Source organism: Actinacidiphila epipremni (genome assembly GCF_012034175.1).
In the GTDB taxonomy this organism is placed as follows: Bacteria; Actinomycetota; Actinomycetes; order Streptomycetales; family Streptomycetaceae; genus Actinacidiphila; species Actinacidiphila epipremni.
Window position 1 is genome coordinate 39158 of sequence record NZ_JAATEJ010000023.1, and the last position, 16304, is coordinate 55461.

At 75.8% G+C, this 16304-nt stretch carries 14 protein-coding genes; 4 read left to right on the forward strand and 10 right to left on the reverse strand.

All coding sequences use genetic code 11. The features are described from left to right. Window positions 1-37: 37 nt before the first annotated feature. Entirely contained in the window at window positions 38-700 is a 663-nt protein-coding gene (locus tag HCN08_RS24925) for a response regulator (protein WP_167985572.1), read from the forward strand. Here the strand turns inward: HCN08_RS24925 and HCN08_RS24930 are convergent. The 9 genes from HCN08_RS24930 to rimP all read right to left on the reverse strand — a co-directional run bounded on the left by HCN08_RS24930 (window position 670) and on the right by rimP (window position 13520). Then, the gene (locus HCN08_RS24930) at window positions 670-1671 is read right to left on the reverse strand and encodes a bifunctional riboflavin kinase/FAD synthetase (protein ID WP_167985477.1); all 1002 of its coding nucleotides are present in this window, start codon (window positions 1669-1671) and stop codon (window positions 670-672) included. The two genes, HCN08_RS24925 and HCN08_RS24930, sit on opposite strands and share 31 nt — an antisense overlap. Before the next feature lie 140 nt (window positions 1672-1811). Further along, window positions 1812-5939, reverse strand: a complete 4128-nt coding sequence (locus tag HCN08_RS35710; RefSeq protein WP_322974667.1) for a S1C family serine protease — start codon at window positions 5937-5939, stop codon at window positions 1812-1814. A gap of 323 nt (window positions 5940-6262) precedes the next feature. After that, window positions 6263-7159 carry a tRNA pseudouridine(55) synthase TruB gene (gene truB, locus HCN08_RS24940; protein ID WP_167985478.1) on the reverse strand — a complete coding sequence of 299 codons (897 nt, stop codon included), beginning with the start codon at window positions 7157-7159 and terminating at the stop codon, window positions 6263-6265. Next, the gene (rbfA, locus tag HCN08_RS24945) at window positions 7156-7701 is read right to left on the reverse strand and encodes a 30S ribosome-binding factor RbfA (protein WP_167985479.1); all 546 of its coding nucleotides are present in this window, start codon (window positions 7699-7701) and stop codon (window positions 7156-7158) included. Before rbfA ends, truB begins: the two co-directional genes overlap by 4 nt. Window positions 7702-7821: 120 nt before the next feature. Continuing rightward, window positions 7822-8115 carry a DUF503 domain-containing protein gene (locus HCN08_RS24950; RefSeq protein WP_167985480.1) on the reverse strand — a complete coding sequence of 98 codons (294 nt, stop codon included), beginning with the start codon at window positions 8113-8115 and terminating at the stop codon, window positions 7822-7824. Between the two features lie 131 nt (window positions 8116-8246). Then, on the reverse strand, window positions 8247-11354 hold the full coding sequence (gene infB / locus HCN08_RS24955) for a translation initiation factor IF-2 (RefSeq protein WP_167985481.1): 3108 nt from the start codon (window positions 11352-11354) through the stop codon (window positions 8247-8249). 160 nt (window positions 11355-11514) lie between these two features. Continuing rightward, window positions 11515-11796 (reverse strand): YlxR family protein, encoded by a 282-nt coding sequence (locus tag HCN08_RS24960; RefSeq protein WP_167985482.1) that lies wholly within the window; start codon window positions 11794-11796, stop codon window positions 11515-11517. Window positions 11797-11898: 102 nt separating this feature from the next. Next, the gene (gene nusA, locus HCN08_RS24965) at window positions 11899-12930 is read right to left on the reverse strand and encodes a transcription termination factor NusA (protein WP_167985483.1); all 1032 of its coding nucleotides are present in this window, start codon (window positions 12928-12930) and stop codon (window positions 11899-11901) included. A gap of 2 nt (window positions 12931-12932) precedes the next feature. Next, the gene (rimP, locus tag HCN08_RS24970; RefSeq protein ID WP_167985484.1) at window positions 12933-13520 is read right to left on the reverse strand and encodes a ribosome maturation factor RimP; all 588 of its coding nucleotides are present in this window, start codon (window positions 13518-13520) and stop codon (window positions 12933-12935) included. A 113-nt stretch (window positions 13521-13633) separates the two neighbouring features. Between rimP and HCN08_RS24975 the strand changes: the two genes are divergently transcribed. The 3 genes from HCN08_RS24975 to HCN08_RS24985 all read left to right on the forward strand — a co-directional run bounded on the left by HCN08_RS24975 (window position 13634) and on the right by HCN08_RS24985 (window position 15670). Beyond that, a complete protein-coding gene (locus HCN08_RS24975) occupies window positions 13634-14230 on the forward strand; it encodes a hypothetical protein (RefSeq protein WP_240970422.1) in 597 nt (198 codons plus the stop codon). A 4-nt stretch (window positions 14231-14234) separates the two neighbouring features. Further along, window positions 14235-14654 carry a ferritin-like domain-containing protein gene (locus tag HCN08_RS24980; protein WP_167985485.1) on the forward strand — a complete coding sequence of 140 codons (420 nt, stop codon included), beginning with the start codon at window positions 14235-14237 and terminating at the stop codon, window positions 14652-14654. A gap of 65 nt (window positions 14655-14719) precedes the next feature. Beyond that, on the forward strand, window positions 14720-15670 hold the full coding sequence (locus tag HCN08_RS24985; protein ID WP_167985486.1) for an aminoglycoside phosphotransferase family protein: 951 nt from the start codon (window positions 14720-14722) through the stop codon (window positions 15668-15670). 9 nt (window positions 15671-15679) lie between these two features. Here the strand turns inward: HCN08_RS24985 and HCN08_RS24990 are convergent, their stop codons facing one another. Continuing rightward, a complete protein-coding gene (locus tag HCN08_RS24990) occupies window positions 15680-16216 on the reverse strand; it encodes a GNAT family N-acetyltransferase (RefSeq protein ID WP_167985487.1) in 537 nt (178 codons plus the stop codon). Between the last annotated feature and the right edge of the window lie 88 nt (window positions 16217-16304).

The window sequence follows — 16304 nt, forward strand, 5'->3', positions numbered from 1 at the left end:
GGGCGAGCGGGCGGTAACGGCGGCCGGGGCGGAGCCGGTGGTGCGGGTGCTGCTGGTGGACGACGAGCCGTTGCTGCGGATGGCGTTCACGATGGTGCTGGACGCGCAGGCCGACATGGCGGTGGTGGGTGAGGCGGGCGACGGGGCGCAGGCGGTGCGGATGGCGCGGCGGTTGCGGCCGGACGTGGTGCTGATGGATGTGCGGATGCCGGGCACGGACGGTATCGAGGCGACGGCGCGGATCATCGAGGGCTGCCCGGAGTCGCGGGTGCTGATCCTGACGACGTTCGACCTGGACGAGTACGCGTTCGCGGGGCTGCGGGCGGGGGCGTCGGGGTTCCTGCTGAAGAACGCGCTGCCGGAGGAGCTGCTGGGGGCGATCCGTTCGGTGGCGGCGGGGGACGCGGTGGTGGCGCCGCGGATCACCCGCCGGCTGCTGGAGCATTTCGCGCACCGGCTGCCCGCGCCCGGTGAGGGCGCGGGCGAGGACGAGCGGCTGGGGAGGTTGACGGCGCGCGAGCGGGAGGTGCTGGTGGAGGTCGGCCGCGGGTTGTCGAACACCGAGATCGCCGGGTCGCTGCATCTGGCGGAGGCGACGGTGAAGACGCATCTGAGCCGGATCCTGGTGAAGCTGGAGTTGCGGGACCGGGTGCAGGCGGTGGTGTTCGCCTATGAGTCGCGGCTGGTGCGGCCGGGCTGAGGCGTGGGGGCGGCGGCGCCGGACTGCTCGGCGGCCTCGATCAGTTCGCGGGCGCGCTTGACGTCGTCGGCCATGCGTTCCAGCAGCGCCTCGATGGCGTCGAACTTCTCCATGCCGCGCAGGAAGGCCAGGAAGTCGACGGCGACGTGCAGGCCGTAGAGGTCGAGGTCGACGCGGTCGATGGCGTAGGCCTCGACGGTCCTGGCGGTGCCGTCGAAGGTGGGGTTGGTGCCGACCGAGATCGCCGCGGGCATGGCCTCGTCGCCGACGTGCAGCCAGCCGGCGTAGACGCCGTCGGCGGGGATGGCGGTGTGCGGGAGGGTCTCGACGTTGGCGGTGGGGTAGCCGAGGTCGCGGCCTCGCTGGGCGCCGCGGACGACGACGCCCTCGACGCGGTGCGGCCGGCCCAGGACCTCGGCGGCGCCCTCGACGTCGCCGGCGCCGATGAGGCGGCGGGTCAGGGTGGAGGAGAAGGGTTCGCCGCCGCCGGCCTCGCCGCGCATGAAGAGGTCGACGACCTCCAGGTCGTAGTCGTACTTCAGGCCGAGGGCAGAGAGGAACTCGACGTCGCCGGCGGCCTTGTGGCCGAAGCGGAAGTTGGGGCCCTCGACGACATGGCGGGCGTGCAGCCCGTCGACCAGCACGGTACGGATGAACTCGCTCGGGGAGAGCTGGGAGAACTCACTGGTGAAGGGGATGATCAGCAGGGCGTCCACACCGAGGGCGGCGACCAGTTCCGCGCGGTGGTGGTGGGCCGACAGCAGCGGGGGATGGCTGCCGGGCCGGACGACCTCGCTCGGGTGCGGGTCGAACGTCACGACCACCGACGGCAGTCCCAGCTCACGGGCGCGCTCCACGGTGCGGCCCATGATCAGCTGGTGACCGCGGTGGACGCCGTCGTATGAGCCGATGGTGACGACGCAGCGCCCCCAGTCCTCGGGAACGTCGTCCAATCCCCGCCAGCGCTGCACCTTGACGCTCCGCTTCCCTCGCCGGATCTGTGACTCTCACTTTTCTGCAGAGCCAAGACTGCCATGTCCGTGGCCGGGGGCGCGCCCCCGGTCCGGTCGTGCCTCCCGCACAGGACCGGCGGGCGGCGGCGCGCAGGGGGTCAGGGCGCCTGGGGGGCGGCGCCGGTCGGGGCGGCGGGGAGGCGGTGACGGGCGCTGGGGCCGAGCAGGGGGTCCCAGGTGGCGGTGTCGGTGAGCCAGGTCAGCAGCAGGCGGGCGAAGTCGGGCCGGGTGGCGGCGAGCTCGACGACGCGGCGGTCAAAGCGGGTGGCGCCCTCGGGGGTGCGGCCGAGGATCAGGGCGAGCCGGCGGACCAGTTCGTGGGTGAGCGGCGGCGGGCGGCGGCCCGCGCCGTCGGCCGCGGCGGTGAGCAGCGCCTCCAGGACGTCGGGGTCGCGTTCGGTGTCGAGGACGGCGTCCAGCAGCTCCTGCCGCAGCGGGCGGGACAGATGGCTTCCCGGCGCGGCGAGGACGGTGGTGAGGGTGCGGCGGATGTGCGGGGGGTGGTCGCGCAGCAGCGCGGTGGTCAGCGGGAGGAGGACGGCGCGTACGCCGGGGCCCTGCTCCAGGCGCAGGTCGAGGAAGCGGGCGACGGCCGGGGCGGCGGCCGGGCGGCGGCGCAGGTGGTCCTGGACCAGGGCGGCGGTCCTGCGGGCGAGGGCCGGTTCGGTGACGCCGGCGAGTTCGGTGAGCAGGGCGTGCTCGTCGTCGTGGCCCGGCGGCGCGGCGGTGAGCCGGGCCTGGAAGGCGGCGAGGACCGGCTCGGGGTGGGTGGTGAGGGCCGCGGCGAGCGCGGCGGCGGGCAGCTGGGGGTCGGCGGCGGCGAACCGGTCGAGGGCGGCGGGCAGGTGGCGGGCGCGGGTCACCGGGTCGCGGACCAGCATGCCGAGGGCGGCGCCGTGCAGGGCGCGGTCCGCGGGGCGGGCCAGCAGCGCGAAGGCGGCGTACCGGAGGAGTTCGAGGTCGGCGTCGCCGTGGGCGAGGAGCGCGGCGTGCGGTCCGTGGGCGGCGGCCAGGGCGCGCCGGCCGGGCCGGGTGTCGTGGGCCCAGCGGTCGACGGCCCGGCACATGGCGGACGGCTCGTCCTCGGCGAGGTCGGCGAGGAGTTCGTCGGCGGCCGGGTGGGCGGCGGCGGCCAGCGCCTCGGTGAGGTCGTCCACGGCGAGCCGGCGGTGGGTGTGCAGCAGGGCCTGCGCCGCGGAGGCGACGGTCAGCCGGGGCCCGGTCATGCCCGGCGGCGTCTGGAGCGGCCGGTCGTCGTCGAACCACCCGCACACCACCGGCAGCACCTGCCCCGGGTCCCGGCACAGCAGGTCGGAGACGGCCCCGAGGAAGCGCTCGGCGCGATCCGGCGCGCCCGGCGGGCCGTCGGCGGGCAGCAGCAGCCGCAGCAGGTCCAGCCGTTCGGCGAGCGGCACCCGCACCCGGCGCCAGAACCACGGCCCGAAGTCGCCGAGGCCGCCCATGCCCTGGTCGGTGAATCCGCCGCGCTCCACGGACCGCACCGCGACCCGCGCGGCGAGCTCGCGCAGCACGTCGCGGCAGACCCCGGCGTCGGGCAGCCGCAGCAGCACCTCGCGCAGCAGGTGCGCCGCCCACCACAGGGCCTCGGCCTCCCGGGCCCCCGCCCACGGCGGCGTCGCCCACCCCGACTCGACCCCGGCCGGCCATTCGCGCCCCGCCGCGGGCGCAGGGTCCGGGCGGGCGGGGCGGCGGGTGCGCGGGGTGGGCACGGTGTCGGCGTCCGGGTCGGCCGCGGGCGGCTCGGCGGCGGACGGCGGGGCCGCGGGCGTGCGCGGGGCGCAGCGGGTGGGCGGCGGGGTGCGGTGGTCCAGGGCCTGGATCAGCGCGGTCAGGTGCCGGGACAGCGCCTCGGGCTCCGTCGCCAGCAGGGCCCGCACCACCGGCCCCGCGCGGTGCCGGGGCACGGGCAGCGAGCGCGGGGCGGCGGGCGGCGCGACCGGGGGCGCCGGGGGGACGGGCGGCGGGTGGCCGGCCCGGGCGTGGGAGGCGAGGGCGGCCGGGGCGGCGGGACGGGACGGGAGGCGTACGGGGGCCTCCGCGGAGGGCGCGTCGGGGGTCGCGCACCAGCGGTGGACGAGGGCGTGCAGGGCCGCGTCCAGGTCCAGGTGGCGGGCCTGGAGCCATTCGGCGGCCTCCTCGTGGGCGAAGCGGTAGCCGGCGCCCGCCGGTACGAGCAGCCCCTCGCTGAGCACAGCCGACGCCCAGCCCGTACGCCACGGGAAAAGCTCCTCGAAGGCCTCCCGGTCCAGTTCGCCCTGCCCCGGGCCCAGGCAGCGGCGGGCGGCCTCGTGGACCTGCCCGGCGACCCGCGCGGCGAGCCGCCGGACCGCGCGCCCGCGCATCGGCGGTTCGGCGCCGGCGGCAAGCCGTACCGCGATACGCAGGCACACCAGGTCCAGGTGCGCGGCGAAGACGTCGGCGCGCGTCGGGGTGCCGTCGGCGCCGTCGGGCACGGCCGCGCGCACCTCCGACAGCAGGCGCAGCGTCAGCGGATGGGCGGCGTCGTCAGGGCCGAGCACGCCCTCGGGCACGCCGTAGCGCTTACGGGCGAGGGCGGCCTGCGCCGGGTCCAGGTCCCCGAGCCGTACATGCGGGGCCGGCGCGGGCACCCGGTCGCAGGACGTGACGACGCGGGCCCCGCCGGTGTGCTCCGGCGCACTCCCCGGCGCATACGGGCTCGCTCCCACGGAGCCCGCGCCCCCGTACCCGGCACCCCCGAGTCCGGCGCCCCCGGAAGCGGCGTCACCGAACCCCGCGCCCCCGGAACCGGCATCCCCGAGCCCGGCGCCCCCGGAACCGGCGTCCCCGCACCCCGCGCCCCCGGAACCGGCACCCCCGAACCCGGCACCCCCGGAACCCGCGCCCCCGCAGCCCTGCCCCCCGACCCCGGCACCCCCCAGCCTGGCGTCCCCGGACCCCGCCCCGCCGTCGGGCCCGCGCCCCGCCCCGTACAGCAGCCCCCGCGGCAGCAGCGGGCCGGCCTGCGCCCAGAACTCCGGGCGGCAGGCGATGATCAGCCGGGCGCCGCCGGCGCGCAGCCAGCTCGCGGTGCCGGCGGTCCAGTCGGCCAGGCAGTGGGCGAGGACCGGGGGCATCTCCTCGGGGGCGTCGAGCAGGACGAGCAGCGGGCGCCCGGCGGACCGGGCGAGGTCGGCGACGGCGTCCGGGGAGGCGTACGGCGGCTCGGCGGCGCCCGGGGCGCTGACGATACGGGCGGCGGTGCGCAGGGAGCGCTCCACGGCGTCCTTGATGCCGCCGTCGGCGGGGCGCAGCTCCGCACCGCGCAGCCACACCGTCGGCGCGGGCAGCGGCCCGCGGGCGCGGCGGGCGGCGAGCCGGGCCAGCTCGGTGCTGCGGCCGGTGCCGGGCTCGCCGACCAGGCCGAGGACCAGCGGCGCGGTGTCGCCCGCGGCGGCGAGGAAGTGCCGCAGCACGCCGGCGACGTCGGGTCGCGCGACCGGCTCGCGCCACTGCCCCGGGCCCGCCGCGGTGCCGACGGACGTCGCGGTGAGCTGGAGCGCGCCCGCGAGGTTCAGGTGCGGCCCGTAGCCGGGCACGGCGGCGGCGTTGCGGGCCAGCAGGTCGGCGAGGGCGCGCGGGGCGCCCGCGGGGCGCAGCGGGAGCGCGAAGCCGGCCGCGCGGTGACCGGCGTGCAGCGCGGTCGCGACGACGCCCAGCACCGCGCCGGTGGCCGCGTCGATCACCGGCGCACCGGACGCCTGCGGTGCGACCCGGCTCATGTCGGCGCCGTCCAGGGCCAGTTCGTAGACGTCCTGGAGCAGGTGGAAGCGGTCGGTCGCGGTGTAGGTGACCGTGGCGGTGCCCAGCACGGCGCCTTCGGTGCGGTGCGGCAGCCGGACCCGTATCCGCCGGTCGGGGTGCGCGGGGCCGCCGGGGGCGAGTGGCAGCGGCGGGACGTCCAGGCCCTCGGTGGCGACCAGGGCGAGGCCCTGCTCGGGCAGCGGGGTGATCGCGGCGGACTCGGCCAGGCACAGCCGGCCGCCGGGGGCGTGCAGTACGAGGCGGGCGAGGCCGTCGACGGCTTCGTGGCTGGTCACCATCGTGCCGTCGGTGTCGGCGAGGAAGCCGGTGCCGCGCGGGCGGCCGGCGAGGTCGCACACCCGGATCAGGGCTGCGTCGGGTCCGCCCGGTCCGCCCGGTCCGCCGTCGTGCGCCCCGCCGTGCGCCGTCGCTCCTGCCGCCACCCCGCACCACCTCCCCCGCGCTGCAGCGCGCCCCGTTTCGTCCCGAAGGAGACGTTACGGGTGGTGATCGCCGCTTGGCGAGGATCACCCGGGAAGGCGCCCCCCGCGCGCCCGCCCTCCACACCGAGCGCTCCGCCAACCGGGTGGCCAGCCCCGGCGGCAAACGACCCGTCCGTGGCCGGACAGCCGCACAGGCCCTGCGCACACCCACCGAGCCCGCGCATGCCGGCAGCCCTCCGGGCAACCGGGGGCCGGAACCGGAAGCCGCCCGGCCGGAAGCCGCAGGGTCCCCGCCCCCGGTTGCCCGCAGGCCGCGACAGCCCCTACCCCGGCGGGAAGCCCGCCAGGATGCGTGCCTGCCCCTGGTGCGGCTCGACGAGCGCCAGCAGCCGCCCGTCCGGCGCGAAGACCGCGTTCGGGCCGGGCGCGAGGGCCGGGGCGGCCACCCGGACGCCGTGGGAGAGCAGCTGCGCCTGCGCGGCGTCCACGTCCCAGCGCGGGAAGGCCGCCGCCGCCGCGTCCTCCAGCGGCAGCACCGCGAAGGACTCCGCCAGCTCGTCCAGCGTGTGCGCGCCGGACAGGTCGTACGGCCCGACGCGGGTGCGGCGCAGCGCGGTGAGGTGGCCGCCCACGCCGAGGCCGGCGCCCAGGTCGCGGGCCAGCGCGCGGATGTACGTACCCGACGAGCACACCACGGTGACGTCGAGGTCGAGCACGCCCTCGCCCGGCCGTACGTCCTGCACGGTGAAGGAGTGGACCGTCACGGGCCGGGCGGGCAGCTCGAACTCCTCGCCCTCCCGCACCCGGGTGTAGGAGCGGACCCCGTCGATCTTGATCGCGCTGACCTTCGACGGGACCTGCTGGATCGGCCCGGTCAGCGCGGCGATGCCGGCGTCGAGGGCCTGCCTGCTCACCGCGGCGACCGCGTCCGGCGCGGCGGAGGCGGTGACCTCGCCCTCCGCGTCGTCGGTGACGGTGGTCCGGCCGAGCCGGATGGTGGCGACGTACTCCTTCTCGGTGAGCGCGAGGTGCCCGAGCAGCCGGGTCGCCCGCTCCACGCCGACGATCAGCACGCCGGTCGCCATCGGGTCGAGGGTGCCGGCGTGGCCGACCCGGCGGGTGCCGGCGAACCGGCGCATCCGGGAGACGACGCCGTGCGAGGTGAGCCCTCCGGGCTTGTCGACCACGACAAGCCCGGAGGGCGCCGGGTTACGCGTCATGCCGGCGACGAACCACCCTCGGAGTCGTCGGCGCCCTCGGCCGGCCCGTCCTGGCCGAGGTCCTCGTCGTCCGCGTCGTCCGCGTCGTCCGCGTCGTCCGCGTCGTCGAGGTCGGCGTCCGGGTCCGCGGGCTTGCGGTACGGGTCCGCCTCCCCCGCGTACTTCGCGTCGGTCGCGGTCTTGCGCACCTCCTCGTCCGCGGCGCGCGCCTTGGCGAGCAGGTCGTCGATGGTGCGCGCGTTGTCCGGGAGGGCGTCGGCGACGAAGGCCAGGGTGGGCGTGAAGCGCACCCCGGTCTGCCGACCGACCTCGGAGCGCAGCACGCCCTTGGCGCTCTCCAGGGCGGCGGCGGAGGCGGCCCGCTCCTCGTCGTCGCCGTAGACCGTGTAGAAGACCGTCGCCTCCCGCAGGTCGCCGGTGACCCGGGTGTCGGTGATCGTCACATACCCCAGCCGCGGATCCTTGATCCGCCGCTGCAGGGTCTCGGCGACCACGACCCGGATGCGGTCGGCCAGCTTGCGCGCCCGCGCGGTGTCGGTCATCGTCTTCTTCTCTCTTCGTCTGGATCGTGTGCGGAGTCGTCGGCAACCGGTGGTGGCCGGCTGCGACCCGGCCACCCTCGATCGGGCCGCCCGCCAGCGGGCTGCCCGTCAGTGGGCCGCTCAGTCATCCTCGCCGTGGATGCGCTGCCGTGCCGACAGCAGTTCCACCTCGGGACGGGCGATCATCCAGCGCTCGCACCGGTCGAGTACGTCCTTGAGGTGCCCGAGATCCCCCGACACCACCGCGAGGCCTATCTCGGCCCTGCGGTAGAGGTCCTGCCCGCCGGTCTCCGCGACGCTCACCCCGAACTTGCGGTGCAGCTCGGCGACGATCGGACGGACCACGGACCGCTTCTCCTTCAGGGACCGGACGTCGCCCAGGAGCAGGTCAAAACGCAACGTGCCTGCATACATGGATACGACGGTACAGGCGACGGCCGGGGCCCATCGACGGGATTTCCCCGCCGACCGGCCCCGGCCCTCAGCTGTGCCCCGCGCGGGCGTGCACCCTGTTACGGGCTTGCCCCGCGCGGGCGCCGGCGGCGTCAGCCGCGCGGCTTCTCGCGCATCTCGTACGTCGCGATGACGTCGTCGATCTTGATGTCGTTGTAGTTGCCGAGGTTGATACCGCCCTCGTAACCCTCACGAATCTCGGTGACGTCGTCCTTGAAGCGGCGCAGGCCCTCGATGGTGAGGTTCTCCGCGATGACCTTGCCGTCGCGCAGCAGGCGGGCCTTGGTGTTGCGCCGGACCTCGCCGGAGCGCACGAGCACACCGGCGATGTTGCCGAGCTTGGACGAGCGGAAGACCTCGCGGATCTCCGCGGTGCCGAGCTCGACCTCCTCGTACTCCGGCTTGAGCATGCCCTTGAGCGCCGCCTCGATCTCCTCGATGGCCTGGTAGATCACCGAGTAGTAGCGGACGTCCACACCCTCGCGCTCGGCCATCTGCGCGGCACGGCCGGCCGCGCGGACGTTGAAGCCGATCACGATGGCGTCGGAGCCGGTGGCCAGGTCGATGTCCGACTCGGTGACCGCGCCGACACCGCGGTGCAGCACCCGGATCTCGACCTCTTCGCCGACGTCGAGCTGGAGCAGCGAGGACTCCAGGGCCTCGACCGAACCGGACGCGTCGCCCTTGATGATGAGGTTGAGTTCCTGGACCAGGCCGGCCTTGAGCGCCTCGTCCAGGTTCTCCAGGGAGAACCGCACGCCCTTGCGGGCGAAGCGGACGTTGCGCTCGCGGGCGGCGCGCTTCTCGGCGATCTGCCGGGCCGTGCGGTCCTCCTCGACGACGAGGAAGTTGTCGCCGGCGCCGGGCACGTTGGTCAGGCCGAGGACGAGGACCGGGGTCGACGGGGTCGCCTCCTCCACGTTCTCGCCCTTGTCGTCGAGCATGGCGCGCACCCGGCCGTACGCGTCGCCGACGACCATCGTGTCGCCGACGCGCAGCGTGCCGCGCTGGACCAGGACGGTCGCGACGGCGCCGCGGCCCTTGTCCAGGTGGGCCTCGATCGCGATGCCCTGCGCGTCCTGCTCCGGGTTGGCCCGCAGGTCGAGCGAGGCGTCCGCGGTGAGGATCACCGCTTCGAGCAGCTCGTCGATGTGCAGGCCCTGCTTGGCGGAGATGTCGACGAACATCGTGTCGCCGCCGTACTCCTCCGCCACCAGGCCGAACTCGGTGAGCTGGCCGCGCACCTTGGTCGGGTCGGCGCCCTCGACGTCGATCTTGTTGACCGCGACGACGATCGGCACGTCGGCCGCCTTGGCGTGGTTGAGCGCCTCGATCGTCTGCGGCATGACGCCGTCGTTGGCGGCGACCACCAGGATCGCGATGTCGGTGGACTTCGCGCCGCGGGCACGCATGGCGGTGAACGCCTCGTGACCGGGGGTGTCGATGAAGGTGATGCGGCGGTCCTCGCCGTTCACCTCGGTCGTCACCTGGTAGGCACCGATGTGCTGGGTGATGCCGCCGGCCTCGCCCGCGACCACGTTGGTCTTGCGGATCGCGTCGAGCAGCCGGGTCTTGCCGTGGTCGACGTGACCCATGACGGTGACCACCGGCGGGCGCGGCTGGAGGGCTTCCTCGCCGCCCTCGTCCTCGCCGAACTCGATGTCGAAGGACTCGAGCAGCTCGCGGTCCTCCTCCTCCGGGCTGACGATCTCCAGCACGTAGTTCATCTCGTCGGCCAGCAGCTCCAGGGTGGAGTCCGAGACCGACTGGGTGGCCGTGACCATCTCACCGAGGTTGAGCATCACCTGGACGAGCGACGCCGGGTTGGCGTTGATCTTCTCGGCGAAGTCGGTGAGCGAGGCACCGCGCGAGAGCCGTACCGTCTGGCCGTTGCCGCGGGGCAGCAGCACACCGCCCACGGACGGGGCCTGCATGGCCTCGTACTCCTGGCGCCGCTGGCGCTTGCTCTTACGGCCGCGCGCCGGACGTCCGCCCGGGCCGCGGCCGAAGGCACCCTGCGTTCCGCCACGGCCGCCGGGGCCGCCGGGACGCCCGCCGAAGCCGGGACGGGGACCGCCGAAGCCGCCACCGCCACCGCCGGCACCGCCGCCGGGACGCGGGCCGCCGAAGCCGCCGCCACCGCCGCCGGGACGACCGCCGCCGCCGGGACCTGCCGGACGGCCGGCGAAGCCGCCACCGCCGCCGGGACGACCGCCGGGACCGCCCGGACGACCGCCCGGGCCGCCGGGACGCCCACCGGGACCGCCGGGACGACCGCCCGGGGACGGGGCGGGACGCTGCGGCATCATGCCGGGGTTGGGACGCGGGCCCGAAGCCTGCGGGCGGGGCATGCCGCCCGGGCTCGGACGGGCGCCGCCCGCACCGGGACCGCCCTGGCCGCCACCGGGACGCGGCGCGCCACCGGGACGCGGGGCACCGCCGCCGGGGCCTGCCGGACGCGGGGCACCGCCCTGGCCGCCGCCGGGACGCGGCGCGCCACCGGGGCGCGGCATACCGGTGGAGCCGGACGTGAAGGGGTTGTTGCCGGGACGCGGGCCCGCGGGGCGCGGGGCGCCGGGACGCGGAGCGCCCTGGCCGGGGCGCTGGCCGCCGGAACGCGGTGCGCCGCCGTCACGCTGGCCGCCGTCGCGCTGGTCGCGCGGGCCGCCCTCGCGCTGGCCGCCGCCCTGGGCGGGACGGGCCGGGCGCGGGGCCGGGCTCGCCGGGCCGGGGCGCGGCGGCTGGTTGGCCGGCGGCGCGGCAGGCGGGGCCTGGAACTCCGCGGCCGGTACGGGTGCGGCCGGGCCGGGCTTGGGCGCGGCGGGCCGGGGTGCGGCCGGGCCCGGGCGCGGGCCGGGCGCCGGCGCGGAGCCGGTGCTCGACGCGGCGGGGGCCGCGGGGGTGGAAGAACCGCCGGCGGCCGGCTTGGGGGCCGGGGCAGCGGGACGAGCCGGCGCACCCGGGGTGGGGGCCGGCTTGGCGGCGACGCTCTTGCGCGGCGCCGAAGGCTTCGCAGCGGACTTGCCGGCGGTGCCACCGCCGGGTCCCTGGAAAGCGTCGGTCAACTTGCGGACGACCGGCGCCTCGATCGTCGAGGACGCCGAACGGACGAACTCGCCGAGTTCTTGGAGCTTGGCCATGACGACCTTGCTCTCAACTCCCATCTCCTTGGCGAGTTCGTATACCCGGACCTTAGCCACTTCGCTCCTTTGAGGTCCGGGTGTCCACCGGACCGTCGCTACTTCATGGGCGTACTCATCGCGTACTCATCGAGTGCTCATCGCAATCTCGACCTACTTCCATCTCGCGAGGTACCTGATCGCACGGGACGGGCCCGTGCCGTACTTCTTCCTTGCCTTCTTACGGGGCTGCCTGCTGCTCGACAAACCGGCGCAGGGCCGCGGTGTCGGGCGCCGCCGGGGCCTTGAAGGCCCGGGTGAACGCCCGGCGGCGGACCGCCAGGTCGAGGCAGGCAAGGGCGGGATGCACATAGGCACCCCGACCGGGCAGCGTACCGCGATGATCGGGGACGCAGGCGCCCTCCCTCATCACCACACGCAGCAGTTCGCTCTTGGCCGCTCGCTGACGGCAGCCGACGCACGTTCGCTCCGGGCATGCTGCAGGCAGCGTCCGACCAGACACTCTTCAGTCTACCTCCCCGCGCCGACCTCACTCCTTCGAGTGGGTCGACGCACGGCTGTTCGTTTCATGACGGGCGGGTTTTCGGCCGTCCGTGGTGGTGTTTCAGCCTTCCGGACGCGCCTGCACCGGTGACTGGCCGCCGGAGTGCGGCTGATCGGCGCCCTCGGTGTCGGGGCGGATGTCGATCCGCCAGCCGGTGAGCCGGGCGGCCAGCCGCGCGTTCTGGCCCTCCTTGCCGATGGCCAGTGACAGCTGGTAGTCGGGGACGGTCACCCGTGCCGAGCGCGCGCCGGCGTCCACCACCTCGACCCGGGACACCCGGGCGGGTGACAGCGCGTTCGCGACCATCTCGGCCGGGTCGTCCGACCAGTCGACGATGTCGATCTTCTCGCCGTTCAGCTCCGCCATGACCGCGCGCACCCGGGCGCCCATCGGGCCGATGCAGGCGCCCTTGGCGTTGAGCCCGGAGCGGGCCGACCGCACCGCGATCTTCGTCCGGTGGCCGGCCTCGCGGGCGATCGCCTCGATGAGGACCGAGCCGTCGGCGATCTCCGGCACTTCGAGCGCGAAGAGCTTTTTGACCAGGTTGGGGTGGGTGCGCGAGAGGGTGACGGACGGGCCGCGTACGCCCTTGGCCACCCGCACGACGTAGGTGCGCAGCCGGGTGCCGTGCCGGTACTCCTCGCCGGGGACCTGCTCCTGCACCGGCAGGATGGCCTCCAGCTTGCCGATGTCGACCAGGACGTTCTTGGGGTCCTTGCCCTGCTGGACGACGCCGGTGACGATGTCGCCCTCGCGGCCGGCGTACTCGCCGAACGTGACGTCGTCCTCCGCGTCGCGCAGCCGCTGCAGGATCACCTGCTTGGCGGTCGACGCGGCGATCCGGCCGAAGCCGGAGGGGGTGTCGTCGAACTCGCGCGGCTCGGCGCCCTCGGCGACCTCCTCCGGGTCCTCGGTCGCCCACACGGTCACATGCCCGCTGGTGCGGTCGAGTTCCACCCGGGCCCGCCGGTGGCTGCCCGGCTCGCGGTGGTAGGCGATCAGCAGCGCCGACTCGATGGCCTCGACCAGCAGGTCGAACGAGATCTGCCGCTCCTGCACCAGACCCCGCAGGGCCTTCATGTCGATGTCCACGGCTACGCCTCCTCGGTCGTCTCGTCGATGTCGCTGTCGCTGCTGCCGGTGCTCTCGTCCCCGTCGAGGTCCCCGTCGAGGTCGCCGTCGTCCGCGTCGTCGGGGTTCTCGCCCGCCTTGCGGTTGAACTCGACCTCGACCCTGGCCCTGGTGATCTCCGCGAAGTCGGCGCGGGCGGGCTTGGGCTTGCGGCCCTTGACGCCCGGGACCTCCAGGTCCAGGCCCGTCCCGTCCACCGCCATGATCCGCGCGACCAGCTCGCCACGCTCCTTGAGGGCCAGCTTCACCAGCCGTCCGGCGTTGCGCCGGAAGTGCCGGGGCTCGGTCAGCGGCCGGTCGGTGCCCGGGGAGGTGACCTCCAGGACGTACTCGGCCTCGCCCATCACGTCGGAGTCGTCCAGCGCCTGCGACAGCTCGCGGCTGAGTGCCGCCACGGCGTCCAGCTGGACCCCGTCCTCCGCGTCCACCACGACCAGCAGTTGGCGGCGGCGGCCGGAGGAGGTCAGCGTGACGTCCTCCAGCTCCAGGCCGGCCTTGCCGATGAGCGGTTCGAGCAGCGTACGCAGCCTCTCGCTCTGGGTGGTGCTCATCCGGGTGACTCCTCGGCCGCGTGTGCTGTTGTGATGGAAGGTCGCGTGTAAGGGCAAGGCTACCCGAGCCGGGGCGGCGCACCGCGCCACTCGGGCCCCCGTACACTCCCTCCATGATCCCGGAGGCGGCGGCTCGGCTGAGCAGGCGGAGCGTGATGGCGGCGGCGGTCGCCGCGGTCGGCACCGGGTGCTCGACGCGGCCGGCCGACACCTCACCGGGCGCCACGGCCGGCGGTACGGGCAAGGGCGGCGCGCTGCCGCCGGAGGCCGCGGTACGGGCCCGGGCGCTCGCCGACAGCCGGGAGCTGATCGGGCGTTACGACGCCGCGTCCGCGGCCCACCCCTCGCTCGCCGCCCGGCTGCGCCCGCTGCGGGCGGAAGTGGCCCGGCACATCGAGGCGTTCGGCGGCACCGCGCCGGCCGCCTCCCCGGCCGCCCCCTCCCCCGCCGCCTCTTCCGGCGCTTCTTCCGGTACGGCCGCGCAGGCGCTGTCCGCCCTGGCGTCCGCCGAGCGGGCGCTGGCCGACCGCAGGGCCGCCGCACTGCTGACCGCGCCCGCCGAGCAGGCCCGGCTGCTGGCCTCGGTCGCCGCGGCGGGCGCGGGCCACGCGGCGCTGCTGGGGGCCAAGGCCTCGGGTAAGAGCACGGCCGCGCAGGACGGGAACCACAGCTCGGGCCAGGACGAGGACCGGGGCGGGAGCGGGAGCTGAGGCGATGAACGCGGTCATCGACGCGGTGCAGGCGGCGCTGGCCGCCGAGCACGCCGCGGTGTACGGCTACGGCGTGGTCGGCGGCCATCTGACCGGCTCCCGGCAGGACGAGGCGAAGCAGGGCTACGACGCCCACCGGGCCCGCCGCGACGCCCTGGCCCGTACGGTGGCCGACCTCGGCGCGGCCCCGGTCGGCGCGGCGCCCGGCTACCGGCTGCCCTTCGCGGTGACCGACGCGGCCTCGGCGGCCCGGCTCGCGGTCTACGTCGAGGAGCGGGTCGCGGGCGCGTACGGCGACGTGGTCCGCAGCGCGCTGGGCGGGCTGCGGGGCGACGCGGCATCGGCGATGCGGGACGCGGCGGTGCGCGCCGTGCGCTGGCGCGGCGGCAGCGTAGCCTTCCCGGGTCTGGCGGAACGCGGCTGAGCTCCGGCTGAGCGCGGCGCTGTCCGCCGGGCGCCACGGGGACGCACGGAGGGCAGGGCAGAGCAATGGGTTCAGCAGCGCGACCAGGACAGCCCGCTGACGACGGCCCGCAGCCCCCGGAGCGGCTGGTGCGCACGGTCACCGCGTGGGAGGGCGAGGCGGGCCGGGAGTGGCTGGCGCTGCTGCCCGCACGGGTGGCCGGGCTGCTGGCGGACTGGCGGCTGGGCGTGGAGCGGGTCGTCGCGGCCGGCGGGCAGATCAGCATGATCGTGCTGGTCCGCGACGAGGACGGCGAGCCGGCCGTGCTCAAGGTCGGCATGGTCAACCGGGAGACCGAACACGAGCACGCGGCGCTCGCGCACTGGGGCGGGCGCGGCGCCGTACGGCTGCTGCGGGCCGATCCGGCGCAGGGCGCGATGCTGCTGGAGCGGCTGCGGGCGGATGTCTCGCTGCGGTCGCTGGCCGAGCCGAAGGCGCTGCTGGAGGCGGAGGGCGTGCTGCAGCGGCTGTGGGTGCCGCCCGCCGAGGGCCATCCCTTCCGCAGTGTCGCCGACACCACCGGGGAACTGGCCGGGCTGCTGCGGGAGCGCCGGGAGGCGGCGTACGCGGCCGACGCGGCGGAGCTGATCGACCAGGCGCTGGCGGCGCAGGCGGAGCTGGCGGGTTCGGCCGGCGCGGTGGAGACGGTCTTGCTGCACGGCGACTACCACCAGGGCAACGTGCTGGCCGGCGAGCGGATGCCGTGGCTGGCCATCGACCCCAAGCCGCTGGTGGGCGAGCGGGCCTTCGACCTGGCGTGGCTGGCCCGCGACCGGCTCTCGACGCTCGCCGCGCAGCCCGGTTCGCGTACCACCGCGCGGCGGCGGATCGCCAAGCTCGCCGACGCGCTGGAGGTGGACGCCGAGCGGCTGCGCGGCTGGGCGGTCTTCCGCGCGGTGGAGGCGGGCGTGTGGTATCTGTCGGTCGGCGGCCGGGAGGACGGCGAGCTGCTGCTGGAGTTCGCGAGCTGGCTCTGAAGCGGGCGCTCAGCGCAGCAGCGGCAGCGGGGCGCCCATCACGGCGTACGGCCGGGCGGCGCTGGGGAAGTGCACCGGGCGGGCCAGGTCGCGGTAGCCGAGGGCGTGGTAGAGGTGGCGGGCGGGGGTGTCGCCGTCGATCGCCGACAGGATGCTGCGCGGTTCGCGCGCGGAGTCGGTGATCGTGGTGATCAGCTCGCGGCCGATGCCACGGCCCTGGAAGTCGGGGAGGACGTGCAGCTCGGTGATCACGAAGGAGTCGTCGAGCCAGCCGTCGTTGCCCTCGCGCCGCAGGTAGGGCTGGACGACGCTGGACCACCAGTGGCCGCGGTCGTTGGGCATCCCGTAGACGAAGCCGACCAGGCGGCGGTCCTGCGCGGTGTACGCGGCCAGCGCCCGCGCGCCCGGCGAGGTCAGGTGCCGCAGCACGATCTGCCGCCGGATCGCCACCTCCTCGGGCCCGAGCCCGAAGGCCACGGCCTGTACGGCGAGGGCCTCGTCGACGTGCGCGGCAAGATCGCAGGGCTCGACCACGACTTTCTCCATGGCCTGGGAGACTACTGTTTCCGCACCCGTCACCGCCGTGTCGTCCACGGACGGGACAGCCCGGCGCGGTCGCGGGCCCGGCGCGGTC